The sequence below is a fragment of the Arthrobacter sp. YA7-1 genome (genome assembly GCF_025960325.1).
Taxonomy (GTDB): Bacteria; Actinomycetota; Actinomycetes; order Actinomycetales; family Micrococcaceae; genus Arthrobacter; species Arthrobacter bambusae_A.
In genome coordinates, this window is record NZ_CP110114.1 from 3,643,879 (window position 1) to 3,663,419 (window position 19,541).

Here is a 19,541-nt window from a genome sequence, read left to right on the forward strand (position 1 = left end):
CGCACCGATAGATTGGGAGTTATGACTGAAGCTCCCACCGCCACCGCAGCCGGTCGCGGCACCATCCTCGTCCTGAACGGCCCCAACCTGAACCTGCTGGGCACGCGCGAGCCGGAAAAGTACGGCACCTCCACGTTGGCCGACGTCGAACAGCTCGCCATGGCAGCCGCGGAGGCCAACGGCTTCACCGTGGACTGCGTCCAGTCAAACCACGAGGGCGACCTCCTGGACGCCATCCACGGCGCACGCGGAACCGCCGTCGGGATCGTCATCAACGCGGGAGCATACACGCACACTTCCGTGGCACTGCGGGACGCGCTTGCGGCAGTGCAGCTTCCCGCCGTCGAGGTCCACATCACCAACGTGCACCAGCGCGAGGAATTCCGGCACCACTCCTACCTGTCCCCGGTGTGCTCGGCGGTGATCGTCGGCGCAGGAGTTCAGGGCTACAAGCTGGCCATCGACTACCTCGCCACCGCGGTCTAGTCCCTCGAACGGAGCGGGGTTGCTTGGGGGGGCACCCTGTGTGCGCACTTCCCCTCGGGACATGCCCACTCTTCACGCCCAAGGCTGGACATGTCCGCCTCATCCCGGGGGACATGCTCATTCTTCGCGGCCAGCACTGGACATAAACGCAATATGTCCAATGCTCAAATCAAACGCAGAGCATGTCCCTTGGTGGGCAGGGCTACTTCTTGGTGCACTGCCCCGAAGACACTGCCGCGCTCAGGGATGATGCTTGCTGGGCCACCGGCGAGAGCTCGTCCATGGTGAGGGCGTAGCCCACTGCCACATCCGAAGTGGTCTTGGCGAAGACCACGCCGGCAACCTGCCCCTGGGTCGTCAGCAGCGGACCGCCCGAGTTGCCCGGCTGCACGTCTCCCGCAATCTTGTAGACCTGTTCCGGGGACGGGTTGTTGCCATAGATGTCCGGGACCAGCAGGGTCGAGATTCCCTCCACCGCAGCCGGTTTGGACTGGAACGGACCACCGTGGGGGTAGCCGGCGAAGGCCGCGGGCGAACCGGCCGGAAGGTCGGCGATCAACTGGAGAGGCGCCGTCGGGAGCCCGTCGACGGCGACTACGGCCAGGTCGCGCTGGCTGTCGAAGTAGACCACACGGCCTGGCAACGCACCGCCGTCGGGGATTTCCACCACGGGCTGCGACACACCAGCCACGACATGCGCGTTGGTCACCACACGGCCAGGGGAGACGACGAAGCCGGAGCCCGTCTGGTTTTGACCGCATTGGTAGGCCGTACCGGCAATCTTCAGCACGGAATGGGCCGCATTGTTGAGTGCGGGAGTGTCCGTGCTGGTGTTCGGAATCGGGACGGGCGCCACGGGGCCGATGCCCTCGATGAGCTGCGGAATCCCGTTGCCCATGACCGTGGAACGCAGTTGCGCGACGCTTGCCTTGACGGGCGTTGGCGTCATGGTGTCGATGAAGCGGATCACCTTGGAACCTGCCAGCTGCTGCGAAACGAAGGGCACACCCAGGGAACCGATGCTGAACGCCAACAGGGACATGACCAGTGCCGCGACAACCAGGCTGACAAAACCACCCAGCAGACGGTCGAGTGCGTGCAAGGGCTGGATGCGCACGGCCTTGCGGACCTTTTGACCGATCCAGGTGCCAAGCCCGTGCCCCAGGACAATGAGCACCACAGCCGAGCCGATAATGGCGGTCAGCCTCCAACCGCTGTCCTTTACCCAGTCGCCGACGAGCGGAACCGCGATAAAGGCAGCCATTGCGCCCACGGCGAAGCCTGCGATTCCACCGAGCGTCACGAAGAAGCCGTTGCGCAGTCCGTAGATCAGGTAGGAAAGAAGCGTCAAAATCAACGCCAGGTCCAAGATGGTCAAGCCGAACACCAATGCTCCTCACAGCCGAGTAAGCCCCAATTGTAGTTGCACAGACTGACAGCTTCCCTTCGGAAGCAGGCGGTCGTCCAGGTGGCGAAGCCCCCGCCCAGCGGAGCAGTCCCAGAGGGTTGGGGCCCGATTTTGAGCCTGTTCCGCGTGATTTCGGGCGTTTCGGCTGCCAAGTACGTCACAGACGCGACAAAATTCTGAAACAATGGCTGAAGCGCCCCAGCCGAACTTTTACTCAGGAGATTTCATGGATATCGAGGTATTGCGCCGCGCACCCCTCTTCGCCACCCTTGACGACGACGCTTTCCGTCTGCTGACGGACGAACTCACAGAGGTGGACCTTTCACGCGGAGCGTCTGTCTTCCGCGAGGGAGATCAGGGTGACCAGCTGTACTTCATCGTGTCCGGCAAGGTTAAGCTCGGCCGCACCTCTCCGGATGGCCGCGAATCCCTGCTGGCCATCCTGGGCCCGGGCGAGCTCTTCGGCGAAATGGCCCTGTTCGACCCGAGCCCGCGCACCGCAACGGCTACGGCCGTTTCCGAGACGCGACTGGCCGGCCTGAAGAACGAAAGCCTCAACGCCCTGCTGCGCACTCGTCCCGAGGTTTCCGCGCAGTTGCTGCAGGCACTCGCCCGACGCCTGCGCCGCACCAACGACTCCCTGTCCGACCTCGTGTTCTCGGACGTCCCGGGCCGCGTCGCCAAGGCCCTGCTGGATCTCGCCGACCGCTTCGGCCGGCCCGCGACCGACGGCGTCCTGGTGGCCCACGAACTCACCCAGGAAGAACTGGCCCAGTTGGTCGGAGCTTCCCGCGAGACGGTCAACAAGGCCCTCGCCGAGTTCGTCCAGCGCGGTTGGCTCCGCCTGGAAGCCCGCGCGGTAGTCATCCTGGACATGCAGCGCCTCCGCCAGCGCTCCCGGTAATTTCTAGCGACACAGAAAATGCCTGGCGACTCCGGAATTCCGGAGTCGCCAGGCATTTTTCGTATCGCCAGCGTCGCAGGTCGTCGTCGTCAGCGCTCCCGCTGCGGCTCCCCTGAAACCGTGCGGGCGGCTTCGACTTCGAGCATGAGCGCGCCATCCTCTTCAATGAGCCGCGGCTGGTACATATGCGGCTTGCGTTTGTAGCTGAGGTACGCGATGCAGCCTTGGGCGGCAGCCATCTTTTCGAGAATGATCTCCGAGCCGGGCACCAGCAATTGGCCCAATGACAAACCGACCGTGTTTTCCTGGCCGACTTCGTCCCCAAGCTCAGTGGTCTCGCGATCGGCCATGAGTTTGGAAACGCATACCCAGCGCCCCCAGACACCTTTGCTCGCCAGCAGCGAAGGCTGTTGGTTCACAGGAAGAGTCGCTGCGAAGTATCGCGTGTTGAAGCGCCGATGCGCAAAGTCCGGGCTGAGCCAGTTGACGAGCGGCTTGAGCAGGTCCGTCCGGAGCGACAAGCCACGCTTGGCCAGGACATCCGTGAACGACTTGTCCTGGGCAGCTACGGCCTCGCGCGCCTTCATCCACTCGGGAGTCGAGGTTGCCTCGACCGTGGAGGACAAGTCGGGACCGGCCAGCAACACGCCGGTTTCCTCGAACAGCTCGCGGATGGCGCCCACCACGTGGCGGCGGGCAAGTCCGACGTCGGCGGTTCCCAGCGCGTCAGCCCAATGCTGGGGCGAGGGGCCGAGCCAGCCGAGGGCGTCGTCGTCGCTGGGTTCCAGCGATCCGCCGGGAAACGCGACAACACCCAACGGCGAGGAACCGGGACGGTAACCCATCCACGTTTCCAGGCCGGTAGGCGAATCGCGGAGCAGGACAACAGATGATGCGAAGCGCGCGGCGCGGGGGGCCCGTTCGCCGAGCTCAAGCCAGTTCCGTGCTGCCCCTTCTAATTCAGGGGGTAACGCAAACAGGCGTCGGGCAAGTTGTGGCAATTGAGTGAACCGGTTCCTTAGCTGAATTCAGCGATCAACTCGACCTCGACGGGAGAGTCGAGCGGAAGGACTGCAACGCCGACGGCGGAACGCGCGTGCTGCCCTTTGTCGCCGAAGACACGCCCGAGGAGCTCGGATGCACCATTGATAACACCGGGCTGGCCGGTGAAGGAGGCATCGGAGGCCACGAAGCCGACGACCTTCACGATGCGCGTGATGCGGTCGAGGTCTCCGATGACGCTCTTGACGGCAGCCAAGGCATTGACCGCGCAAACGCCTGCATACATCTGCGCGTCTTCCGGAGACACCGTGGGCTCTTCCGAAAGGCCTTCCTCGCCGCTGGAGACTTTGCCCGTAGCTTCGAGTTTGCCGTTAATGAAGGGCAGTTGTCCGGAAGTGTAGACGTGGTTGCCGGAGACGATGGCCGGAACGTAGGCGGCCACTGGAGCGGCTACAGCCGGCAGGGTCAGTCCCAGTTCGGCAAGGCGCTGCTCGACGGCGGATGCCGGAGCTGTGGAATCCGCGCCAACTGTGGCTTCTGCGGGGGTTGTCATTGTTACTGCTTCTCCCTCTTCAAGTATGCAACAAGTCCGTTTCCATCGGGTCCGGGGACAACCTGGACGAGCTCCCAGCCGTCCTCTCCCCACTGGTCCAGGATCTGCTTTGTAGCGTGAATGATGAGCGGAATCGTCGCGTACTCCCATTTGGTCATGAAAGAAAGACTAGCCCTTGCCGGTAAAGTGGTGAACATGGTGACTCGTAGGAACCCTCTATTCGACACTGCCACCACTCTTGGAAAGATCCTCGGATTCCTCGGTGTGAGCGCTATTTGTGGTGTCCTGGTGGCGGGCTTGCTCGTCCCCGCGGCCGCGGTCTCAGGCAGTGCGGCGAGTGGGTCCATCCAGTTCTTCGATACACTGCCGGCGGAACTTACCGTGAACCCGCCCAGCCAGGCGACCACCATCCTGGCCGCGGATGGCAGCCAGATCGCCTCGGTCTACTCTGAGAACCGCACACGGGTCTCGCTCGACCAGATGAGCCCCTTCATCAAAGACGCGATCGTGTCGGTCGAGGACAGCCGCTTCTATGAGCACGGCGGCATCGACGCCACCGGCATCATGCGCGCCATTGTCAGCACAGCGCGCGGCCAGAAGCAGGGCGCTTCCACCATCACCCAGCAGTACGTGAACAACGTCATTAACGAATCCCTCGTGTCCCAGGGCCAGTCGGCCGATGTCAAGCTCAATGGCGTCAACAAAGGCGTCGGCGACAAGCTCCGGGAAATGAAGCTGGCCATCGCCCTGGAGAAGAAGTTCTCCAAGCAGCAGATCCTTGAGGGCTACCTCAACATCGTCTTCTTCAACAAGGATGCCTACGGCATCGAGGCCGCCTCAAGGCTCTTCTTCAGCACCAGCGCCAAGGACCTCACGTTGCCGCAGGCCGCCTTGCTGGCCGGCGTCGTCAACAGCCCGTCCTACTACGACCCGGTCACCAACCCGGACCACGCGAAACAGCGTCGCGACTTGGTGCTGGGCCTCATGCTTGACCAGGGAAAGATCAAGAAAGCTGACTACGACGCCGCGATCGCGACGCCGGTAACCACCAAGGTCACGCAGCCTCGCCAAGGCTGCGCGTACGCGGCTATGGCACCGTATTTCTGCGACTACGTGTTGCACTTGCTCTACAACAACCCGGCCTACGGCGCGACTCCGGACGAACGCGAAAACCGCGTCGCACGCGGCGGCCTCACCATCCAGACCACTCTCGATCCCAAGGCCCAGAACGTCGCCCAAGCCGCGGTTGATGCATCCGCTGGTGCCAACCCGGACAAGTGGGGCGCTTCCTTGGTTTCGGTTCAACCGGGCAGCGGCAAGATCGTTTCCATGGCCCAAAACACGGTGTGGCTACCGGCTGATGGGAAATTCCAGGCCGAGCAGAACTTCAACGTGGACAAGCTCGATGCCAACGGCAACGACCTCAACGGCTTGGGTGGTTTCCAGCCCGGTTCCACCATGAAGCCCTTTACCTTCGCCGAATGGTTGAACGAGGGCAAGTCCATGAACACCGTGCTGGACGGCACCGTCCGGCGGTACCCGCAGAACTTCCCGTGGAAAAACACCTGCCCCGCTCCAACAGTCGGTTGGTACGACAGCACCAACGGAACCTATGATCTTCAGAACGACGAAGGCGGCTACTACAAACCTATGACCGTGGAGGATGGGTTGGCCAACTCCATCAACACGATCACATTTGCTACGGCGGCAAGGGTTGACCTGTGCGGCATCCAGAAGATCGTCGATGCTGTTGGCATCCACGGTGGCCTCCCCAACGCAAGTACTGGCGACCCGAATCCCAAGGTTCCCATGACCACGCTGGGTAACCTGATCGGTTCCACCCAGACCGCGCCCTTGACGATGGCCAGCGCCTTCGCCACGTTTGCCAACAACGGCCAGTACTGCGAGCCGATCGCCATCACTTCGGTAACCGACCAGACGGGCGCCAAGCTGCCGGCCCAGTCCACGAGCTGCAAGAGCGCGGTCACCCCTGAGGTGGCCCACGGGGTGGCCCTTGCGATGCAAGAGGTACTTAACAAGGGTTCCGGTTCGCTGATCCAGCCCCGAATCTCCACCAAGACTACGTTTCCCGTCGCGGCCAAGACCGGCACGAATGACACCAACAGCTCCACCTGGGTCGTCGGTTACACCTCTGGCCTTGCGACCGCGACATGGTTCGGCGATCCGCTGGGCAACCAGCAACGGCCAGGTCAGAATGTCACCATCAACGGAAAGTTCTACAAGGGCGTTGACGGTTACATGCTCGCCGGGCCGCAGTTCTCCAATTACATGTCCCAGATTGCACCCGCCTATGGCACCAATCCGTTCCCGGCTCCGCCGTCGAACTTGACGGATCCACCCGGGTACCGGACGTCGACCCCGAGCAACACCACTCCGAACAACACCATTCCGGGGAACACGACTCCGACCACCCAGCCGAGCAGCAACGGAAACGGCAATGGAAAAAAGAATGGCTAACGGCTCCAAGCCCGTCATTGCATCGCTGGCAAGCCGCGTCCGAAGCATCGGACGCGGCTTTGCCGTCGCCGCAGGGGCGGGTGCAACCGCCGGCGTAGCGGGCTTTGCCTATGGCCTCTGGGAGAAGAACCAGTTCGTTCTCCGGGAGGAAACCCTTCCCATCCTGCCGGCAGGCTCGGCTCCCCTCCGGGTGTTGCACATAAGCGACATCCATTTCGTCCCGAGCCAACGCAAGAAGGCCGAATGGCTGCGTTCGCTCGCTGCGCTTGAACCTGACCTCGTGGTGAACACGGGTGACAATCTCAGCCACCCGCACGCCGTCGTGCCGCTGCTGGATGCGTTGCGGCCACTGTTGAAGTTCCCCGGTGTCTTTGTCCCCGGCTCCAACGACTACTACGCCCCCCGGTTCAAGAACCCGACCGCGTACTTCCTCGGACCCTCGCGCGTCAAGAACAACCCGGTGGAGCTTGACTGGCCGCGGCTTCGTTCGGGATTCGGGATGTCCGGCTGGATCGACCTCACCAACAGGCACCAGTCCCTGCCCATCAACGGGATCCGCTTCGATTTCTCCGGAGTCGACGACCCCCATCTGAACCGGGAGCGCTACGCCGGCTGGCCACGCGGCACTGCCGGACAGGACTCCCGCCCGCACCTGCGCGTTGCCGTGATCCACGCGCCCTACCAACGGGTCCTGGACCACTTCACGAACGACTCAGCAGACCTCATCCTCGCCGGACACACCCACGGCGGCCAGATCTGCATCCCCGGTTACGGCGCCGTGGTTGCCAATTGCGATCTCCCCACCTGGCGCGCCAAGGGCCTGCACGACTGGGAAAACGACGGACGCACGACGCCGGTCAACGTCTCAGGCGGCATCGGCACCTCACGCTTCGCCCCGGTCCGCATAGCGTGCAAGCCTGAGGCGGTACTGCTGACACTCACGGCCCGCCGCTAGCCATCGCCCACCACCGAGCATGCGCAACGCTTCGCGCCAAGGACGGACATGTCCGCCCGGCACCAATGAGCATGCGCAACGCTTCGCGCCAAGGGTGGACATAACAGCATTATGTCCACCCTTGGCTTTCAAAGCTGGGCATGTCCGGGGGCGGGCAGGCACTCGAAAGCCGGGCATGTCCGGCGCGGAGCCGTTCCCAATGCCTCCTATCACGGAACGCAATGGTGCTGTGAATCCCGTTACGCGATGACATAGGGTAGTTGCTACAGGAAACTACCTCCGTGCGTCGCGCCGGGAAGGCGCGGAACGCCGGGACAAAGCTGTTGAGAAGCGGGCATGGCCAAACAGACTTCATTCTTCACCTCGATCAAACGTCTCTACCCACACGTCAAACCGATCCTCCCCAGGCTTTTCATGGGGTTGGTCAGCGCGTTGCTGGCCAGCATCATGGCGCTTGCCATCCCGCAGGTGCTGCGGGTACTGATCAACGGTTCCCTCCACCCCGGCGGCCCCACCAACGCCGTCTGGATCGCCGCGGCCGTGGTTCTGGCACTCGGCATCGCAGAAGCCGGGCTTGTGGCGCTGCGGCGGCAGTTCGTCATCAATCCCGCAACCACCGTGGAATCGAGGATGCGGGTGTCCCTCTACGGGCATCTGCAGGATCTCACCGTTTCCTTCCACGACCGTTGGGGTTCCGGGCAGCTCCTGTCCCGCGCCATGACGGACTTGAACTTCCTCCGGCGTTGGATGGCGTTCGGCGCGATCATGCTGGTGGTGACTACCTTGACGGTGGTGATCGGCGTCGGGGTGATGTTCGCGATGAGCTGGCAGCTGGCTTTGATCTTCCTCGCCGCCGCCGTGCCCATCATGATCTATTCCTTCCGCTTCCGCCGCCGCTTCAGCCAGGTCACCCGGCTGAGCCAGGACCAGGCCGGCGACCTCGCCACCACGGTTGAGGAGTCCGTTCACGGCATCCGCGTACTCAAGGCGTTCGGCCGCAGCCGCGAAGCGCTGGAGAACTTCAACGAGCAGGCCGAGGAGCTGAGGCAGACCGAGATCGCCAAGGCCAAGCACCAAGCCACCTTCACGCTGGTGGTGACGCTGCTGCCCGAGCTGGCGCTCGGCGTCGGGCTCGTGGCGGGCGTCCTGCTCGTCTCCACGGGCCAACTCAGCATCGGTTCCCTCGTAGCGTTCTTCGGCACCGCGGCGGTTGTGGCGGCACCGGTTGAATTCTCGGGGACCCTCCTGGCCATGGCCTTGACCGCAAAGACCGCCCTCGACCGCCACTTCGAGGTCATGGACACGCCCAATACGATCACCAGTCCGGCGAACCCCAGGACACCCAAGGAACTGCGCGGGGCATTGAGCTTCAAGGGCGCCGCGTTCGGTTTCGACGACGGCTCACGGCTCCTGCACGACATCACCCTGGACATCAGGCCCGGCGAAACCATGGCCCTCGTGGGCATTACCGGCAGCGGAAAGAGCGCCCTGCTCCAGCTGGTCCCCCGGCTCTATGACGTGAGCGAAGGGGCAGTGACCATCGACGGCGTGGATGTCCGCGACTTCAGCGTCGAGCAGCTGAGGTCCGTCGTGGCGGTCGCCTTCGAGGACACCACCCTGTTTTCCAGCTCAGTGCGGGACAACGTGCTGCTCGGCGCCCCCGACACGTCCGAGGAAGCCCTTGAAGAAGCGCTCGACGTCGCACAGGCGCATTTCGCCTATTCGCTGCCCGACGGCGTCGGGACCCTCATCGGAGAGGAAGGCCTGAGCCTTTCCGGCGGTCAGCGGCAGCGGATCGCGCTTGCCCGGGCCATCGCAGCCAAGCCCAAGATCCTCGTGCTGGATGATCCGCTCTCGGCCCTGGATGTGAACACCGAGGAACTCGTGACGGCCAGGCTCCGCGAAGTTCTCCGGGACACCACCACGCTGATCGTCGCGCACAGGCCGTCGACCGTTGCCCTGGCCGACCGCGTGGCGCTGCTCGAAAACGGAAGCATCACCGCCGTCGGGACCCATACGGAACTGTTGGCCAACAACGCACACTACCGCTATGTGATCGCGAGCCTCGACGCTGGTCCGAAGGACCTCGACCTTGAACTCGACGAGCTGGAACACGAGTTGGATTCGGAACAGCACATGGACCAAGCCGGGGAGGGACGCCGATGAGCACGTTCGGAACCGCCAATGAAGACAACGCCCACCTGAGCCGCAGCGACAGCAAAGCAGTACGACGGCGGTCGGTCGTCTTGCTGGGGTCCCTCATCCGCCCGGTGCGGTTGCGGTTCTGGCTCACGCTCGGCATGGTGGTGCTTTCGCAGGCCACGCGGGTGGCCGGGCCTGCAATCATCGCTTTCGGCATTGACCACGCACTGCCCGCGCTGCTCGCCGGGAACAACATGCCGGTGGTCCAAGCCGGTGTCCTGTATCTGACGGCGGCTGTCGCCACGGCGGTGTTGACGGCCCTGTACGTGACTTCCACGGCGAAGCTGAGCCAATCCATGCTGCTTGATCTTCGGCTGCGGGTCTTCCGGCACACCCAACGGCTCAGCCTGGAGTTCCACGAGAAGTACACCTCGGGCCGGATCATCGCACGCCAGACCTCGGACCTTGAAGCGCTGCGTGAACTCCTCGATTCGGGCGTCAGCTCCCTGGCTTCCGGGATCCTGTTCATGCTCTTCACGGCATTTACGGTATTTGCGCTCGACTGGCGCAGCGGGCTGCTCATGCTCGCCACGGGCGTACCCGCATACTTCCTGGCCCGTTGGTACCAGAAGCACTCGCAGATCGCCTTCCGCGAATCGCGGGTGGTATCGGCGAGGCTGATTGTGCACTTTGTGGAGACCATGACCGGCATCCGGGCCATCAAGGCATTCCGCAAGGAACCCGAGAACGCCCAACGCTACGCCGAACTCTCCGAGGACTACCGAAAAGTCACGGTCCGCTCCATCAACCTCAATGGCATCTTCCAACCGGGCCTGGTCCTGATCGGCAACGTGTGCGTGGCAGTGGTCCTGTTGTTCGGCGGCTTCCGGGTACTCTCTGGAGACTTGGCAGTGGGCGTGCTCCTGGCACTGATCCTTTCAACGAAGCGCTTCTTCCAGCCCGTGGACCAGATGGCCATGTTCTACAACTCCTTCCAGAGCGCCCAGGCTGCGCTGGAGAAGGTCTCGGGCCTGCTCGAAGAAGTCCCCACCGTCCGGCCGCCCAAGAACCCCGTGCCCTTGCCCCATGCCCGCGGCGACATCGACTTCCGCGGCGTGGAGTTCGGCTACGGCAACGGCAAGGTGGTTGTTCCCAAACTTGACCTTCACATTCCCGCCGGACAGACCATAGCGCTTGTCGGACAGACCGGCGCAGGCAAATCGACCTTCGCCAAGCTCATCGCCCGCTTCTACGACGTCACCGAAGGATCCTTGACCCTCGACGGCGTCGACCTCAGGGAGCTCTCGACGGCGGACCTGCGCCGCGCCGTCGTGATGGTCACCCAGGAGGCCTTCCTCTTTAGCGGCTCGGTCGCGGACAACATCGCCTTGGGACGGCCTGGAGCCACCCGTGCGGAGATTGAAGAAGCTGCCAGGGCAGTGGGCGCACACGACTTCATCTCGGCACTGCCGGACGGATACGACACCGACGTCAACAAGCGCGGTGGCCGGGTCTCAGCCGGGCAACGACAATTGATCGGCTTCGCCCGGGCGTTCATCGCGGCACCGGCAGTACTCATCCTCGACGAGGCGACATCATCGCTTGATATCCCGTCCGAACGGCTGGTGCAGGCCGGCCTGAGCAGCTTGTTGTCCGGCACGGACTCCGAGCGGACCGCCATCATCATCGCCCACCGGCTGTCCACGGTGGAGACCGCGGACCGGGTGCTGGTGGTGCACGAGGGACTCATCGTGGAGGACGGCACGCCGGCCGAGCTCATCGGCGGCGGCGGACGTTTCGCCCGCTTGCACGGCGCCTGGAAGGACTCGCTGGTCTGACGCTGCCGTTCCCTCAGGGGCGCCTCTCGATTTCGCATCCGGGGAGGGATCGGCTATTCTTGAACAGTTGCTTTCGCAGCGGATCGGGATGTAGCGCAGCTTGGTAGCGCGCTTCGTTCGGGACGAAGAGGTCGCAGGTTCAAATCCTGTCATCCCGACCAAATGGTAGAAGGCCTTCCACTCGGAAGGCCTTCTACTTTATTTAACGAGCCTTTCCGTCCTCCCGAAAATCTCAAAAAACATTCCCCTGACCGGTTTTCCTCAGCTGCCCAGGGTTTAGAGACAAGTGTTGTTAACAACCCCGACACAATGACTCGGGGGATATATCACGGCCCGGGCGGCTCGTCGCGCAAAAGAAATCCCCGGTGTGTCGATTTCTGACAACCGGGGACTTCTTCACTTCATTTGAATTATCCAGCGGCTACCAGGACCTCCGGGAGCCGCCGTCGAGCCTCACCTACACGGGATCGGGCCAGTTACCGATAGCCTGCGAGACCCGCATGGGATCGGGCCAGTTACCGATAGCTTGGGAGACCACGCCCATCGGGTCCGGCCAGTTACCGATAGCCTGCGAGACCCTCATCGGGTCAGGCCAGTTACCAATGCTGAGCACCGTGCTGACGGTGTCTGCCACAGGGGCTGCGGAAACCACGGCTGGCGCCGCGGCGGAGAATGCAAGAGCGCCGGCCAAGGCCACTGCTGCAGCAATCTTCTTCAACATAATTTTTCCTCAATGCGAGTCGGATTCGTTACGGAAATTACGCGGTCCCTGTTGACATTCATTGTAAAATGTTTTCCACAGCGACTGTCAAGCTTTAGGCGTAAAGACAGCGCAAAGACAAGCCTCTAGGAGGAACCTGTGGGGAACGGATTCGGAGAAAAGCTCCGTGCCGAACGGCTCGAACGTGGGCTGACCCAGGCTGAATTGGGCAGGGACCTTTACTCACCCAGCTACATTTCACTTCTCGAAACCGGCCGGCGGGAGCCCACGGCCGAAGTCATTGAAGAACTCGCCCGCCGCCTGGAACTGGCACCAAAAGCCCTGGAAGCCTGGAGCCAGCCCGTATCCGTCAGTGACGCCGAATACGTGCTCGCGGGGCTGTACGCCCGGCAAGCCTGGGACCTCAGGGACTACCCGCTTGCAGCAAGCCATGCCTCAACCGCCGCCCAAATCGCGCTCGAGGCAAAGAACACCAGCGCCTGGTGGAACATGACCTACATGCAGGCGGAATGCCTCATGAAGCAAGGGCAGTTGAAGGAATGCCAGCAGATCATCCAGCATCTCCTGGAACATCCCATGGCTACGGAATCCGCCGGCCTGGGCGTCCGTGCCCGGCAGATGCTTGCCGCTGTCTGCCACGGACAAGGGCAGCTGGCCACCGCCGTCGAGCACGCCAAGGAAGCCGTGAGGTTGTCCGAGCAGCTGCCCAAAGGCTCAACGTTGATCATCGGTGCGCACCGGGCGCTGATCGGAGCATTGGCCGAGAGCGGCAGGTTGGACGAGGCCTGGACGTATTGCCAGGCAATGAACAACCAGATGGACGACCATTCGATGTCGCAGCTCGCAGGAGAAGTGGCCTGGGTGGTGGGAAACGTGGCCTTCATGCGGCACGACTACGTGGAAGGCATCAAGCATCACGAGCGTGCCGCGAAGCTGCTCTCCCCCGCCAATGATATTGAGCTGTGGGCGCGCTTCAACAAGGCATCGGCGGCAGTCCGGCTCTCCTCGGGAATCGTGGAGCCGGAGACGCTCTCGGCCATCGAACGTGCCGAACTCGCCCTGTCGATTGTTGGCGGAAACAAGACCGACCAGCTGGAAGTCGCCTTCATCCGCGCCCGCTGGCTCTACCTGACGGGCGACATCCCTGCCGCCATCACCAAGTTGCGTGAAATCCACGCGGACCGCGACGTCCTCGCCCGGCACACTGCAGGCGAAGTCGCTTTCCTCCTCGGCAAGGCCCTCAAGGCCGCCGGTGAAAACACCGACGCACTGGTCCATCTCGAAGAAGCCCAACGCGACTTCACTGCTGCCGGAGCGGCAGACCGCGTCCAGCAGGCCATGGACTCCGTGCTGGAGATCCGGCTCGCGGAACGTCGGGCGGCGTCGGGCCATGGCGGCAGCGCGCAGTCTTCCCGCGCAAGCTAGCGAACCCAACTACCTCGCAGTTGTTGTCGTTTAGACGCGTCTAAACGACAACAACTGCCAGTCAGACGAAAGTCCGCCCGGTCAGCTTTTCGTAGGCCTCGACATAGCGGGCACGCGTCTTCTCGACGACGTCGGCCGGCAGCGCGGGCGGCGGGGCGTCACTTGAGCGGTCCCAGCCCGATTCAGCGGAAGTCAGCCAGTCACGCACAAACTGCTTGTCGAACGACGGCTGCGCCTTGCCTGGCTCGTACGTGGACGCGTCCCAGAAACGTGAGGAATCCGGCGTGAGGACCTCATCGCCCAGGGTGATGACGCCCGTGGTGACGTCGATGCCGAACTCAACCTTCGTGTCGGCCAGGATGATGCCTCGGCCCCGGGCGATCTCTTCCGCTCGGGTGTAGATCTTCAAAGTGAGTTCGCTCAGGCGCGCGGCGATATCGTCGCCCACCATCGCGACGACGTCGTCGTAGGTGATGTTCTCGTCGTGCTCGCCGACTTCAGCCTTGGCAGAAGGCGTGAAGATGGCGTGATCAAGGCGCGAGCCGTCAACCAGGCCTTCCGGGAGGGGGATGTCGCAGACCGTGCCCGATTGGCGGTACTCGGCCAGGCCTGAGCCAGTGAGGTACCCGCGCGCGATGCATTCCACGGGGAACATCTCCAACCGTTTGCAGATCATCGCGCGGCCCTCGACTTCCGTGGGCACTCCCTCGGCGGCCGTGGACGCCAGGACGTGGTGCTCCACGCCAAGCTGTTCGAACCACCACAGGCTCAGCTGGGTGAGTACCCGGCCCTTGTCCGGGATCTCGCTGCTCAAGACGTGGTCGTAGGCGCTGATTCGGTCGCTCGCCACCACCAGCACGCGGTCCTGGCCAGACGCGGCCCCCTCGAGATCATCGGCCGGAACGTAGAGGTCGCGGACTTTGCCCGAGTAGAAGTGCTTCCACCCCGGGAGGTCAAGGGTCTCGGTCTGCAGGCCGTTGGCGTTGCTTTCGGGCATGGTTCAGGCCTTCACATTCGGGATGGAGCCGGTGGCCGGGGAGACCACATGGATCTCGCCGCGGGCTGCCTTGCCGGCGATATCGGTACGGAACTGTCCGCCGTCGAGCTGGACCAGCTCCACGCCGTCGTACGCCCGCTCGCGGGCCTCCACGAGGTCCGTTCCCAACGCCACAACGGCCAGCACGCGGCCCCCGGCGGAGACAATCCGGCCTTCTTCGTCCAGCTTGGTGCCGGCGTGGATGACGTGGACGCCTTCCAGCGCGTCTACCTTGTTCAGGCCGCGGATGCGGTCCCCGGTGCGGGGTGCGTCCGGGTAGTTTTCAGCGGCGACGACGACGGCGACGGCCGACTCCTTCGACCAGCGCAGCTCTTCGGCCTGGTCCAGTTCGCCCTTCGCGGCTGCCAGCATGAGGGCACCGAGAGGGGTCTTGAGCCGGGCCAGGACGGCCTGCGTTTCGGGATCGCCGAAGCGGACGTTGAATTCGATGACGCGCGTGCCGCGGGAAGTCAGGGCAAGGCCGCAGTAGAGGACGCCGACGAACGGAGTTCCGCGGCTGGCCATCTCGTCCACGGTGGGCTGGGCGACGCGGTCGATGACTTCCTGGACCAGGCCAACAGGTGCCCAGTCGAGAGGGGTGTAAGCGCCCATGCCACCGGTGTTGGGGCCTTCGTCATTGTCGAAGATCCGCTTGAAGTCCTGCGCCGGGGACAGCGGCACCGTGGTGCGGCCGTCGCACAGCACGAACAGGGAAACCTCGGGTCCGTCGAGGAACTCCTCGATCACCACGGTTCCACCGGCGTCGAAACATGCCTGGGCGTGGGCGAGTGCTTCCTCGCGGTCATTGGTGACCACGACGCCCTTTCCTGCGGCTAATCCGTCATCCTTGACGACATGCGGAGCGCCGAAAGTGTCCAGCGCGTCAGCAGCCTCTGCGGCGTTTGTTGCCACGCGGGCCATGGCGGTGGGCACGCCGGCTTCGGCCATGACTTCCTTGGCGAACGCTTTGGAGGCTTCGAGCTGCGCAGCGGCCTTGCTGGGGCCAAAGACCGGAATGCCGGTTTCGCGGACAGCATCGGATACGCCTGCCGCGAGCGGAGCCTCCGGTCCGACAACAACCAGGTCAACCGCGAGCTTTGCAGCAAGCGCAGCGACGGCGCCGGGGTTGTTCCCGTCGATCGCGTACGTGGGGACCAGCTTGGCGATGCCCGCGTTTCCTGGAGCCGCGTGGACCTCGGAAACGTTGGGATCCTTGAGCAAGGAGCGGACAATTGCGTGTTCGCGGCCGCCGGGGCCAATGACGAGTACCTTCACAGTCTTCAAGGGTACTTTGTGCGGGGGCAGGACTCCTAAGCTGTCTCCACCACCGGACATGCCCCTTCTTCTGCTGCCTCCACCAGCGGACACCACCGGACATGCCCACCCTTCGCTACGAGCAACGGGCATAACACTGATATGTCCACTCCTGAGCACCAACGCGGAACATGTCCACTCCTGGGCCCTGAGCACCAAGACGGAGCATGTCCAACCCATCCCGGGGGCTCCCGGCTACGAACAACCTGCATGAAGAAGCTCAGGAACTGGCTCAGGGGACCCACCGTATTGGCTGCACTGGCCGGGGTGGCCGCCGCCGCCGTCGTACTTTCCGTTGCGGAACTGATCGGCGCCTTCTTCACGGCCCGGGCTACTCCTGTGATTGCACTGGGTTCTACGTTCATCGACTTCACGCCGCCGTGGATGAAGGACTTCGCCGTCACTACGTTCGGCACCAATGACAAAGCCGCCCTGTTCGTCGGCATGGGCCTGACCATCTTCGTGCTCGCATGCGTGCTGGGCGTCGTTGCCTTTCGCAATTGGGCCCTGGGCGTGTTGGGCGTGTTGGGCATGGGTGCAGTGATTGTGGGTGCCGTGGTGACGCGGGCCAGCGTGAAGCCCGTGGATTCCATACCGAGCCTGATCGGGACACTGGCCGGACTCATCGTGCTCCGCTTCTTGGTGGCCCGGCTCTGGCGCCTGCGGTCCTTCCCTGACGCCCCGGCCGACACCGCCGCCAAAGGCTTCGAACGTCCCGCCACGACGCGCCGAACCTTCTTCGCCGCTACCGGCATTACCGTTGCCGCAGCGGCCATCGCTGCCGGCGGCGGCCGGTTCCTCAGCGCCGCGCGCAGCAATGTGGCGAAGGCACGGGATTCGCTGAAACTTCCAGCTCCGGCCCGGGCGGCTGCTCCGGTCCCCGCGGGCGTCCAGTCCCCGACGCCGGGAGTCACCCCCTGGCTCACCCCGGCCAAGGACTTCTACAGGATCGACACCGCCTTGAGCGTGCCGGAAATCAACGTCCAGGATTGGGAACTGCGAATCCACGGACTGGTGGAACAAGAGGTCCGGCTGAGCTTTCAGGATCTGCTCGACGCCCAACTGATAGAAACCCACGTATCGCTCACTTGCGTGTCCAACCCCGTGGGCGGAAACCTGGCCGGCAACGCCAAATGGTTGGGCATGCCCATCCGCGATGCGCTCAAACAGGCCCGGCCAAAGCCCGGAGCGGACATGGTCCTCTCCACCTCGATCGACGGCTTCAGCGCCTCCACTCCTCTGGAGGTGCTCCAGGACGGGAGGGACGCCATCCTGGCCATCGGCATGAACGGCGAACCCCTCCCGCTGGAGCACGGCTACCCCGTGCGCATGGTGGTTCCCGGCCTCTACGGCTTCGTCTCCGCAACCAAATGGGTGGTTGACCTGGAAGTCACCCGATTCGCCGACAGCAAAGCCTATTGGACCACCCGTGGCTGGTCCGAGCGGGGTCCGATCAAGACCATGGCCCGCGTTGAAGTGCCCAAGTCCTTCGCCAGGGTTCCGGCCGGCAGGGTCGCGTTGGGTGGCACGGCCTGGGCCCAGACCCGTGGCATCAAGAAGGTGGAGATCCAGATCGACAACGGCCCGTGGGCGGAAGCCACCCTTGCCGCGGAGGCGTCTGTTGTGACGTGGCGCCAGTGGTCCTACAACTGGGACGCCACTCCCGGACCCCACTACATCAAGGTCCGGGCCACCGACGGAACAGGCGAACTGCAGACTGAAAAGCGGGCGGATCCCGTGCCTGACGGCGCCTCGGGATGGCAGTCCGTCATGGTGACCGTGGAGTAGCCCGGGAAGACGGTTTCTTCACCCTAGACTTGCATCATGCCCTTGAGTTCGCATGAAACCTTCAGCGTTGAGTCCGCCGTCGAACTGGCAGTGATCGAGCGCAGCGGCTTCATCGAATCGCGCCATATCGGTTCCGCCGTGGTTCTTTCCGCTGACGGCTCCGTTGTGACCCGGCTCGGCGACATCACCACGCCCATCTACGCCCGCTCCGCGCTCAAGCCTTTCCAGGCCCTCGCGTCAATGCAGTCGGGCGTACCGCTCCGCGGCGCCCAGGTGGCTTTGGCCTGCGCCAGCCATGTGGGCTCGCTGGACCACATGGACGTGGTGGAAGGCATGCTGAAGGCGGCCGGCGTCCGGGAAGAGCAACTGCAATGCCCCCCGGCATGGCCGCAGGACGAGGTCGCCCGCAATTGGCTGATCCGTTCAGAGCATGGCAAGTCCAAACTGGCCTTCAATTGCTCAGGCAAGCATGCAGCGTTCCTTTGGGCCTGCACCGAGAACGGCTGGGACACCCACAGTTACCTGGAGCCCAACCATCCGTTGCAGCAGCGCGTGCGGTCCGTGATCGAGGAATACAGCGACGAGAAAATCGCCCACTTGGGCATCGATGGCTGCGGTGCACCCGTCGCCGCGATTTCCCTGACCGGGCTGGCTCGGGCCTATTCACGCTTGGCCCGGGCCCCGCGGGACCAGAGCTCCAACGCCCGCGCGGCCACCATTGCCACGTCCATGCTGGACTACCCGTGGGCAGTGCAAGGCCGCGGCGAGGCGAACACCATCGTCATGGACGAACTCGAAGTGCTCGCCAAGGGCGGCGCGGAAGGCGTCCTGGTCTTGGCAACCCCCACAGGCGCCTCTGTCGCAGTGAAGATCCTCGACGGGAATCCCCGCGCGGCCACTCTGGTCGGGCTCACGCTTCTGGCTGTTGCCGGCGCTGTGGACATTCCCGGCGTGTCAAGCGTGCTCGAAAAAGTCGTGGAGCCCGTCCTCGGCGGCGGCCACTCGGTGGGCAGGATCCGCCTCGGCCATGCCGTTTCGGCGCTGCTGGACTGATTGGAACTACTGACCATGGCAATTGCACGACGCCGGATCGACCTTGAGGAAGGCCGCGCGGCACTCGCCGCATGGCAGGCCGCCGTCGGGCAGGACACTGCGGGACAAGAAGCCGGGCCGGGGATGTCGCCGTCGCGCGCCGTCCTGGCCACGGCGGTGCGTTACTCGCTGGAAGAACTGACCGCCCGGGCCCCGGGCAATTCGGTGGAAGTCAGGGTCCCGCCGTTCGGCGTTACGCAGTGCGTGGAGGGCCCGCGACACACGCGGGGCACCCCACCCAACGTCATAGAGTGCGACGCCGCCACCTGGCTCGCGATGGTCACCGGCCGTTTGGCGTGGTCCGCAGCCGTCGACGCCGGCCGGGTAGCCGCGTCGGGTCTGCGCGCGGACTTGGCGGAGCTACTACCGCTTTTCGCAAGCCCCTAAGCAAACAGATCG

The 19,541-nt window shown here is 63.9% G+C and carries 17 protein-coding genes and 1 tRNA gene; 11 read left to right on the top strand and 7 right to left on the bottom strand.

The genetic code is table 11. The features are described 5' to 3' along the window. Positions 1-21 precede the first annotated feature (21 nt). Entirely contained in the window at positions 22-486 is a 465-nt protein-coding gene (aroQ, locus tag OIT41_RS17070) for a type II 3-dehydroquinate dehydratase (RefSeq protein ID WP_241710392.1), read from the top strand. A gap of 202 nt (positions 487-688) precedes the next feature. Here the strand turns inward: aroQ and OIT41_RS17075 are convergent, their stop codons facing one another. Continuing rightward, positions 689-1,873 carry a MarP family serine protease gene (locus OIT41_RS17075; RefSeq protein WP_264636940.1) on the bottom strand — a complete coding sequence of 395 codons (1,185 nt, stop codon included), beginning with the start codon at positions 1,871-1,873 and terminating at the stop codon, positions 689-691. Between the two features lie 247 nt (positions 1,874-2,120). Here OIT41_RS17075 and OIT41_RS17080 point away from each other — a divergent pair, with 247 nt between their 5' ends. After that, a complete protein-coding gene (locus OIT41_RS17080) occupies positions 2,121-2,798 on the top strand; it encodes a Crp/Fnr family transcriptional regulator (RefSeq protein WP_011775987.1) in 678 nt (225 codons plus the stop codon). Positions 2,799-2,887: 89 nt separating this feature from the next. On the opposite strand, the gene OIT41_RS17085 is transcribed toward OIT41_RS17080, so the two are convergent. From OIT41_RS17085 to OIT41_RS17095, 3 genes are read right to left on the bottom strand one after another with little or no spacing between them, the layout of a single operon-like run. Then, complete coding sequence (locus OIT41_RS17085) at positions 2,888-3,799, bottom strand: NUDIX hydrolase (protein ID WP_264636941.1); 912 nt, start codon at positions 3,797-3,799, stop codon at positions 2,888-2,890. A 17-nt stretch (positions 3,800-3,816) separates the two neighbouring features. Further along, entirely contained in the window at positions 3,817-4,353 is a 537-nt protein-coding gene (locus OIT41_RS17090) for a RidA family protein (RefSeq protein WP_264636942.1), read from the bottom strand. 2 nt (positions 4,354-4,355) lie between these two features. Then, positions 4,356-4,511 carry a DUF4177 domain-containing protein gene (locus tag OIT41_RS17095; protein WP_009359196.1) on the bottom strand — a complete coding sequence of 52 codons (156 nt, stop codon included), beginning with the start codon at positions 4,509-4,511 and terminating at the stop codon, positions 4,356-4,358. 37 nt (positions 4,512-4,548) lie between these two features. Here OIT41_RS17095 and OIT41_RS17100 point away from each other — a divergent pair, with 37 nt between their 5' ends. From OIT41_RS17100 to OIT41_RS17120, 5 genes are all read left to right on the top strand, one after another. Further along, positions 4,549-6,831: a transglycosylase domain-containing protein gene (locus OIT41_RS17100; RefSeq protein WP_264636943.1), complete on the top strand. Its 2,283-nt coding sequence runs from the start codon at positions 4,549-4,551 to the stop codon at positions 6,829-6,831. Beyond that, entirely contained in the window at positions 6,824-7,786 is a 963-nt protein-coding gene (locus OIT41_RS17105) for a metallophosphoesterase (protein ID WP_264636944.1), read from the top strand. The genes OIT41_RS17100 and OIT41_RS17105 overlap by 8 nt, the downstream gene beginning before the upstream one ends. Positions 7,787-8,122: 336 nt before the next feature. Further along, positions 8,123-9,952 (top strand): ABC transporter ATP-binding protein, encoded by a 1,830-nt coding sequence (locus tag OIT41_RS17110; RefSeq protein ID WP_264636945.1) that lies wholly within the window; start codon positions 8,123-8,125, stop codon positions 9,950-9,952. Next, positions 9,949-11,766, top strand: a complete 1,818-nt coding sequence (locus OIT41_RS17115; protein ID WP_241710387.1) for an ABC transporter ATP-binding protein — start codon at positions 9,949-9,951, stop codon at positions 11,764-11,766. Before OIT41_RS17110 ends, OIT41_RS17115 begins: the two co-directional genes overlap by 4 nt. An 84-nt stretch (positions 11,767-11,850) precedes the next feature. Then, a tRNA-Pro gene (locus tag OIT41_RS17120) sits at positions 11,851-11,927 on the top strand. Between the two features lie 296 nt (positions 11,928-12,223). Here OIT41_RS17120 and OIT41_RS17125 read toward each other — a convergent pair. Further along, positions 12,224-12,487, bottom strand: a complete 264-nt coding sequence (locus tag OIT41_RS17125) for a hypothetical protein (protein WP_059389476.1) — start codon at positions 12,485-12,487, stop codon at positions 12,224-12,226. A 138-nt stretch (positions 12,488-12,625) separates the two neighbouring features. Between OIT41_RS17125 and OIT41_RS17130 the strand changes: the two genes are divergently transcribed. Beyond that, positions 12,626-13,912 carry a helix-turn-helix domain-containing protein gene (locus OIT41_RS17130; RefSeq protein ID WP_078107616.1) on the top strand — a complete coding sequence of 429 codons (1,287 nt, stop codon included), beginning with the start codon at positions 12,626-12,628 and terminating at the stop codon, positions 13,910-13,912. Between the two features lie 61 nt (positions 13,913-13,973). Here the strand turns inward: OIT41_RS17130 and OIT41_RS17135 are convergent, their stop codons facing one another. Together OIT41_RS17135 and purD are read right to left on the bottom strand one after the other, a co-directional pair. Beyond that, the gene (locus tag OIT41_RS17135) at positions 13,974-14,909 is read right to left on the bottom strand and encodes a phosphoribosylaminoimidazolesuccinocarboxamide synthase (RefSeq protein ID WP_241710386.1); all 936 of its coding nucleotides are present in this window, start codon (positions 14,907-14,909) and stop codon (positions 13,974-13,976) included. Between the two features lie 3 nt (positions 14,910-14,912). Continuing rightward, entirely contained in the window at positions 14,913-16,223 is a 1,311-nt protein-coding gene (gene purD / locus OIT41_RS17140; RefSeq protein WP_241710396.1) for a phosphoribosylamine--glycine ligase, read from the bottom strand. 249 nt (positions 16,224-16,472) lie between these two features. Between purD and OIT41_RS17145 the strand changes: the two genes are divergently transcribed. The 3 genes from OIT41_RS17145 to OIT41_RS17155 are packed head-to-tail and all read left to right on the top strand — an operon-like array spanning position 16,473 to position 19,529. Next, entirely contained in the window at positions 16,473-18,050 is a 1,578-nt protein-coding gene (locus OIT41_RS17145; RefSeq protein WP_264636946.1) for a molybdopterin-dependent oxidoreductase, read from the top strand. A gap of 36 nt (positions 18,051-18,086) precedes the next feature. Further along, entirely contained in the window at positions 18,087-19,103 is a 1,017-nt protein-coding gene (locus OIT41_RS17150) for an asparaginase (protein ID WP_241710384.1), read from the top strand. A gap of 15 nt (positions 19,104-19,118) precedes the next feature. After that, on the top strand, positions 19,119-19,529 hold the full coding sequence (locus OIT41_RS17155; RefSeq protein WP_241710383.1) for a sterol carrier family protein: 411 nt from the start codon (positions 19,119-19,121) through the stop codon (positions 19,527-19,529). Positions 19,530-19,541: the final 12 nt, after the last annotated feature.

Excerpts from the sequence above, each read along its gene's own strand:
- aroQ (WP_241710392.1), top strand. The coding sequence starts at position 22 with ATGACTGAAGCTCCCACCGCCACCGCAGCCGGTCGCGGCACCATCCTC.
- OIT41_RS17080 (WP_011775987.1), top strand. The coding sequence starts at position 2,121 with ATGGATATCGAGGTATTGCGCCGCGCACCCCTCTTCGCCACCCTTGAC.
- OIT41_RS17090 (WP_264636942.1), bottom strand. The coding sequence starts at position 4,353 with ATGACAACCCCCGCAGAAGCCACAGTTGGCGCGGATTCCACAGCTCCG.
- OIT41_RS17095 (WP_009359196.1), bottom strand. The coding sequence starts at position 4,511 with ATGACCAAATGGGAGTACGCGACGATTCCGCTCATCATTCACGCTACA.
- OIT41_RS17100 (WP_264636943.1), top strand. The coding sequence starts at position 4,549 with ATGGTGACTCGTAGGAACCCTCTATTCGACACTGCCACCACTCTTGGA.
- OIT41_RS17105 (WP_264636944.1), top strand. The coding sequence starts at position 6,824 with ATGGCTAACGGCTCCAAGCCCGTCATTGCATCGCTGGCAAGCCGCGTC.
- OIT41_RS17110 (WP_264636945.1), top strand. The coding sequence starts at position 8,123 with ATGGCCAAACAGACTTCATTCTTCACCTCGATCAAACGTCTCTACCCA.
- OIT41_RS17115 (WP_241710387.1), top strand. The coding sequence starts at position 9,949 with ATGAGCACGTTCGGAACCGCCAATGAAGACAACGCCCACCTGAGCCGC.
- OIT41_RS17125 (WP_059389476.1), bottom strand. The coding sequence starts at position 12,487 with ATGTTGAAGAAGATTGCTGCAGCAGTGGCCTTGGCCGGCGCTCTTGCA.
- OIT41_RS17135 (WP_241710386.1), bottom strand. The coding sequence starts at position 14,909 with ATGCCCGAAAGCAACGCCAACGGCCTGCAGACCGAGACCCTTGACCTC.
- OIT41_RS17145 (WP_264636946.1), top strand. The coding sequence starts at position 16,473 with ATGAAGAAGCTCAGGAACTGGCTCAGGGGACCCACCGTATTGGCTGCA.
- OIT41_RS17150 (WP_241710384.1), top strand. The coding sequence starts at position 18,087 with ATGCCCTTGAGTTCGCATGAAACCTTCAGCGTTGAGTCCGCCGTCGAA.
- OIT41_RS17155 (WP_241710383.1), top strand. The coding sequence starts at position 19,119 with ATGGCAATTGCACGACGCCGGATCGACCTTGAGGAAGGCCGCGCGGCA.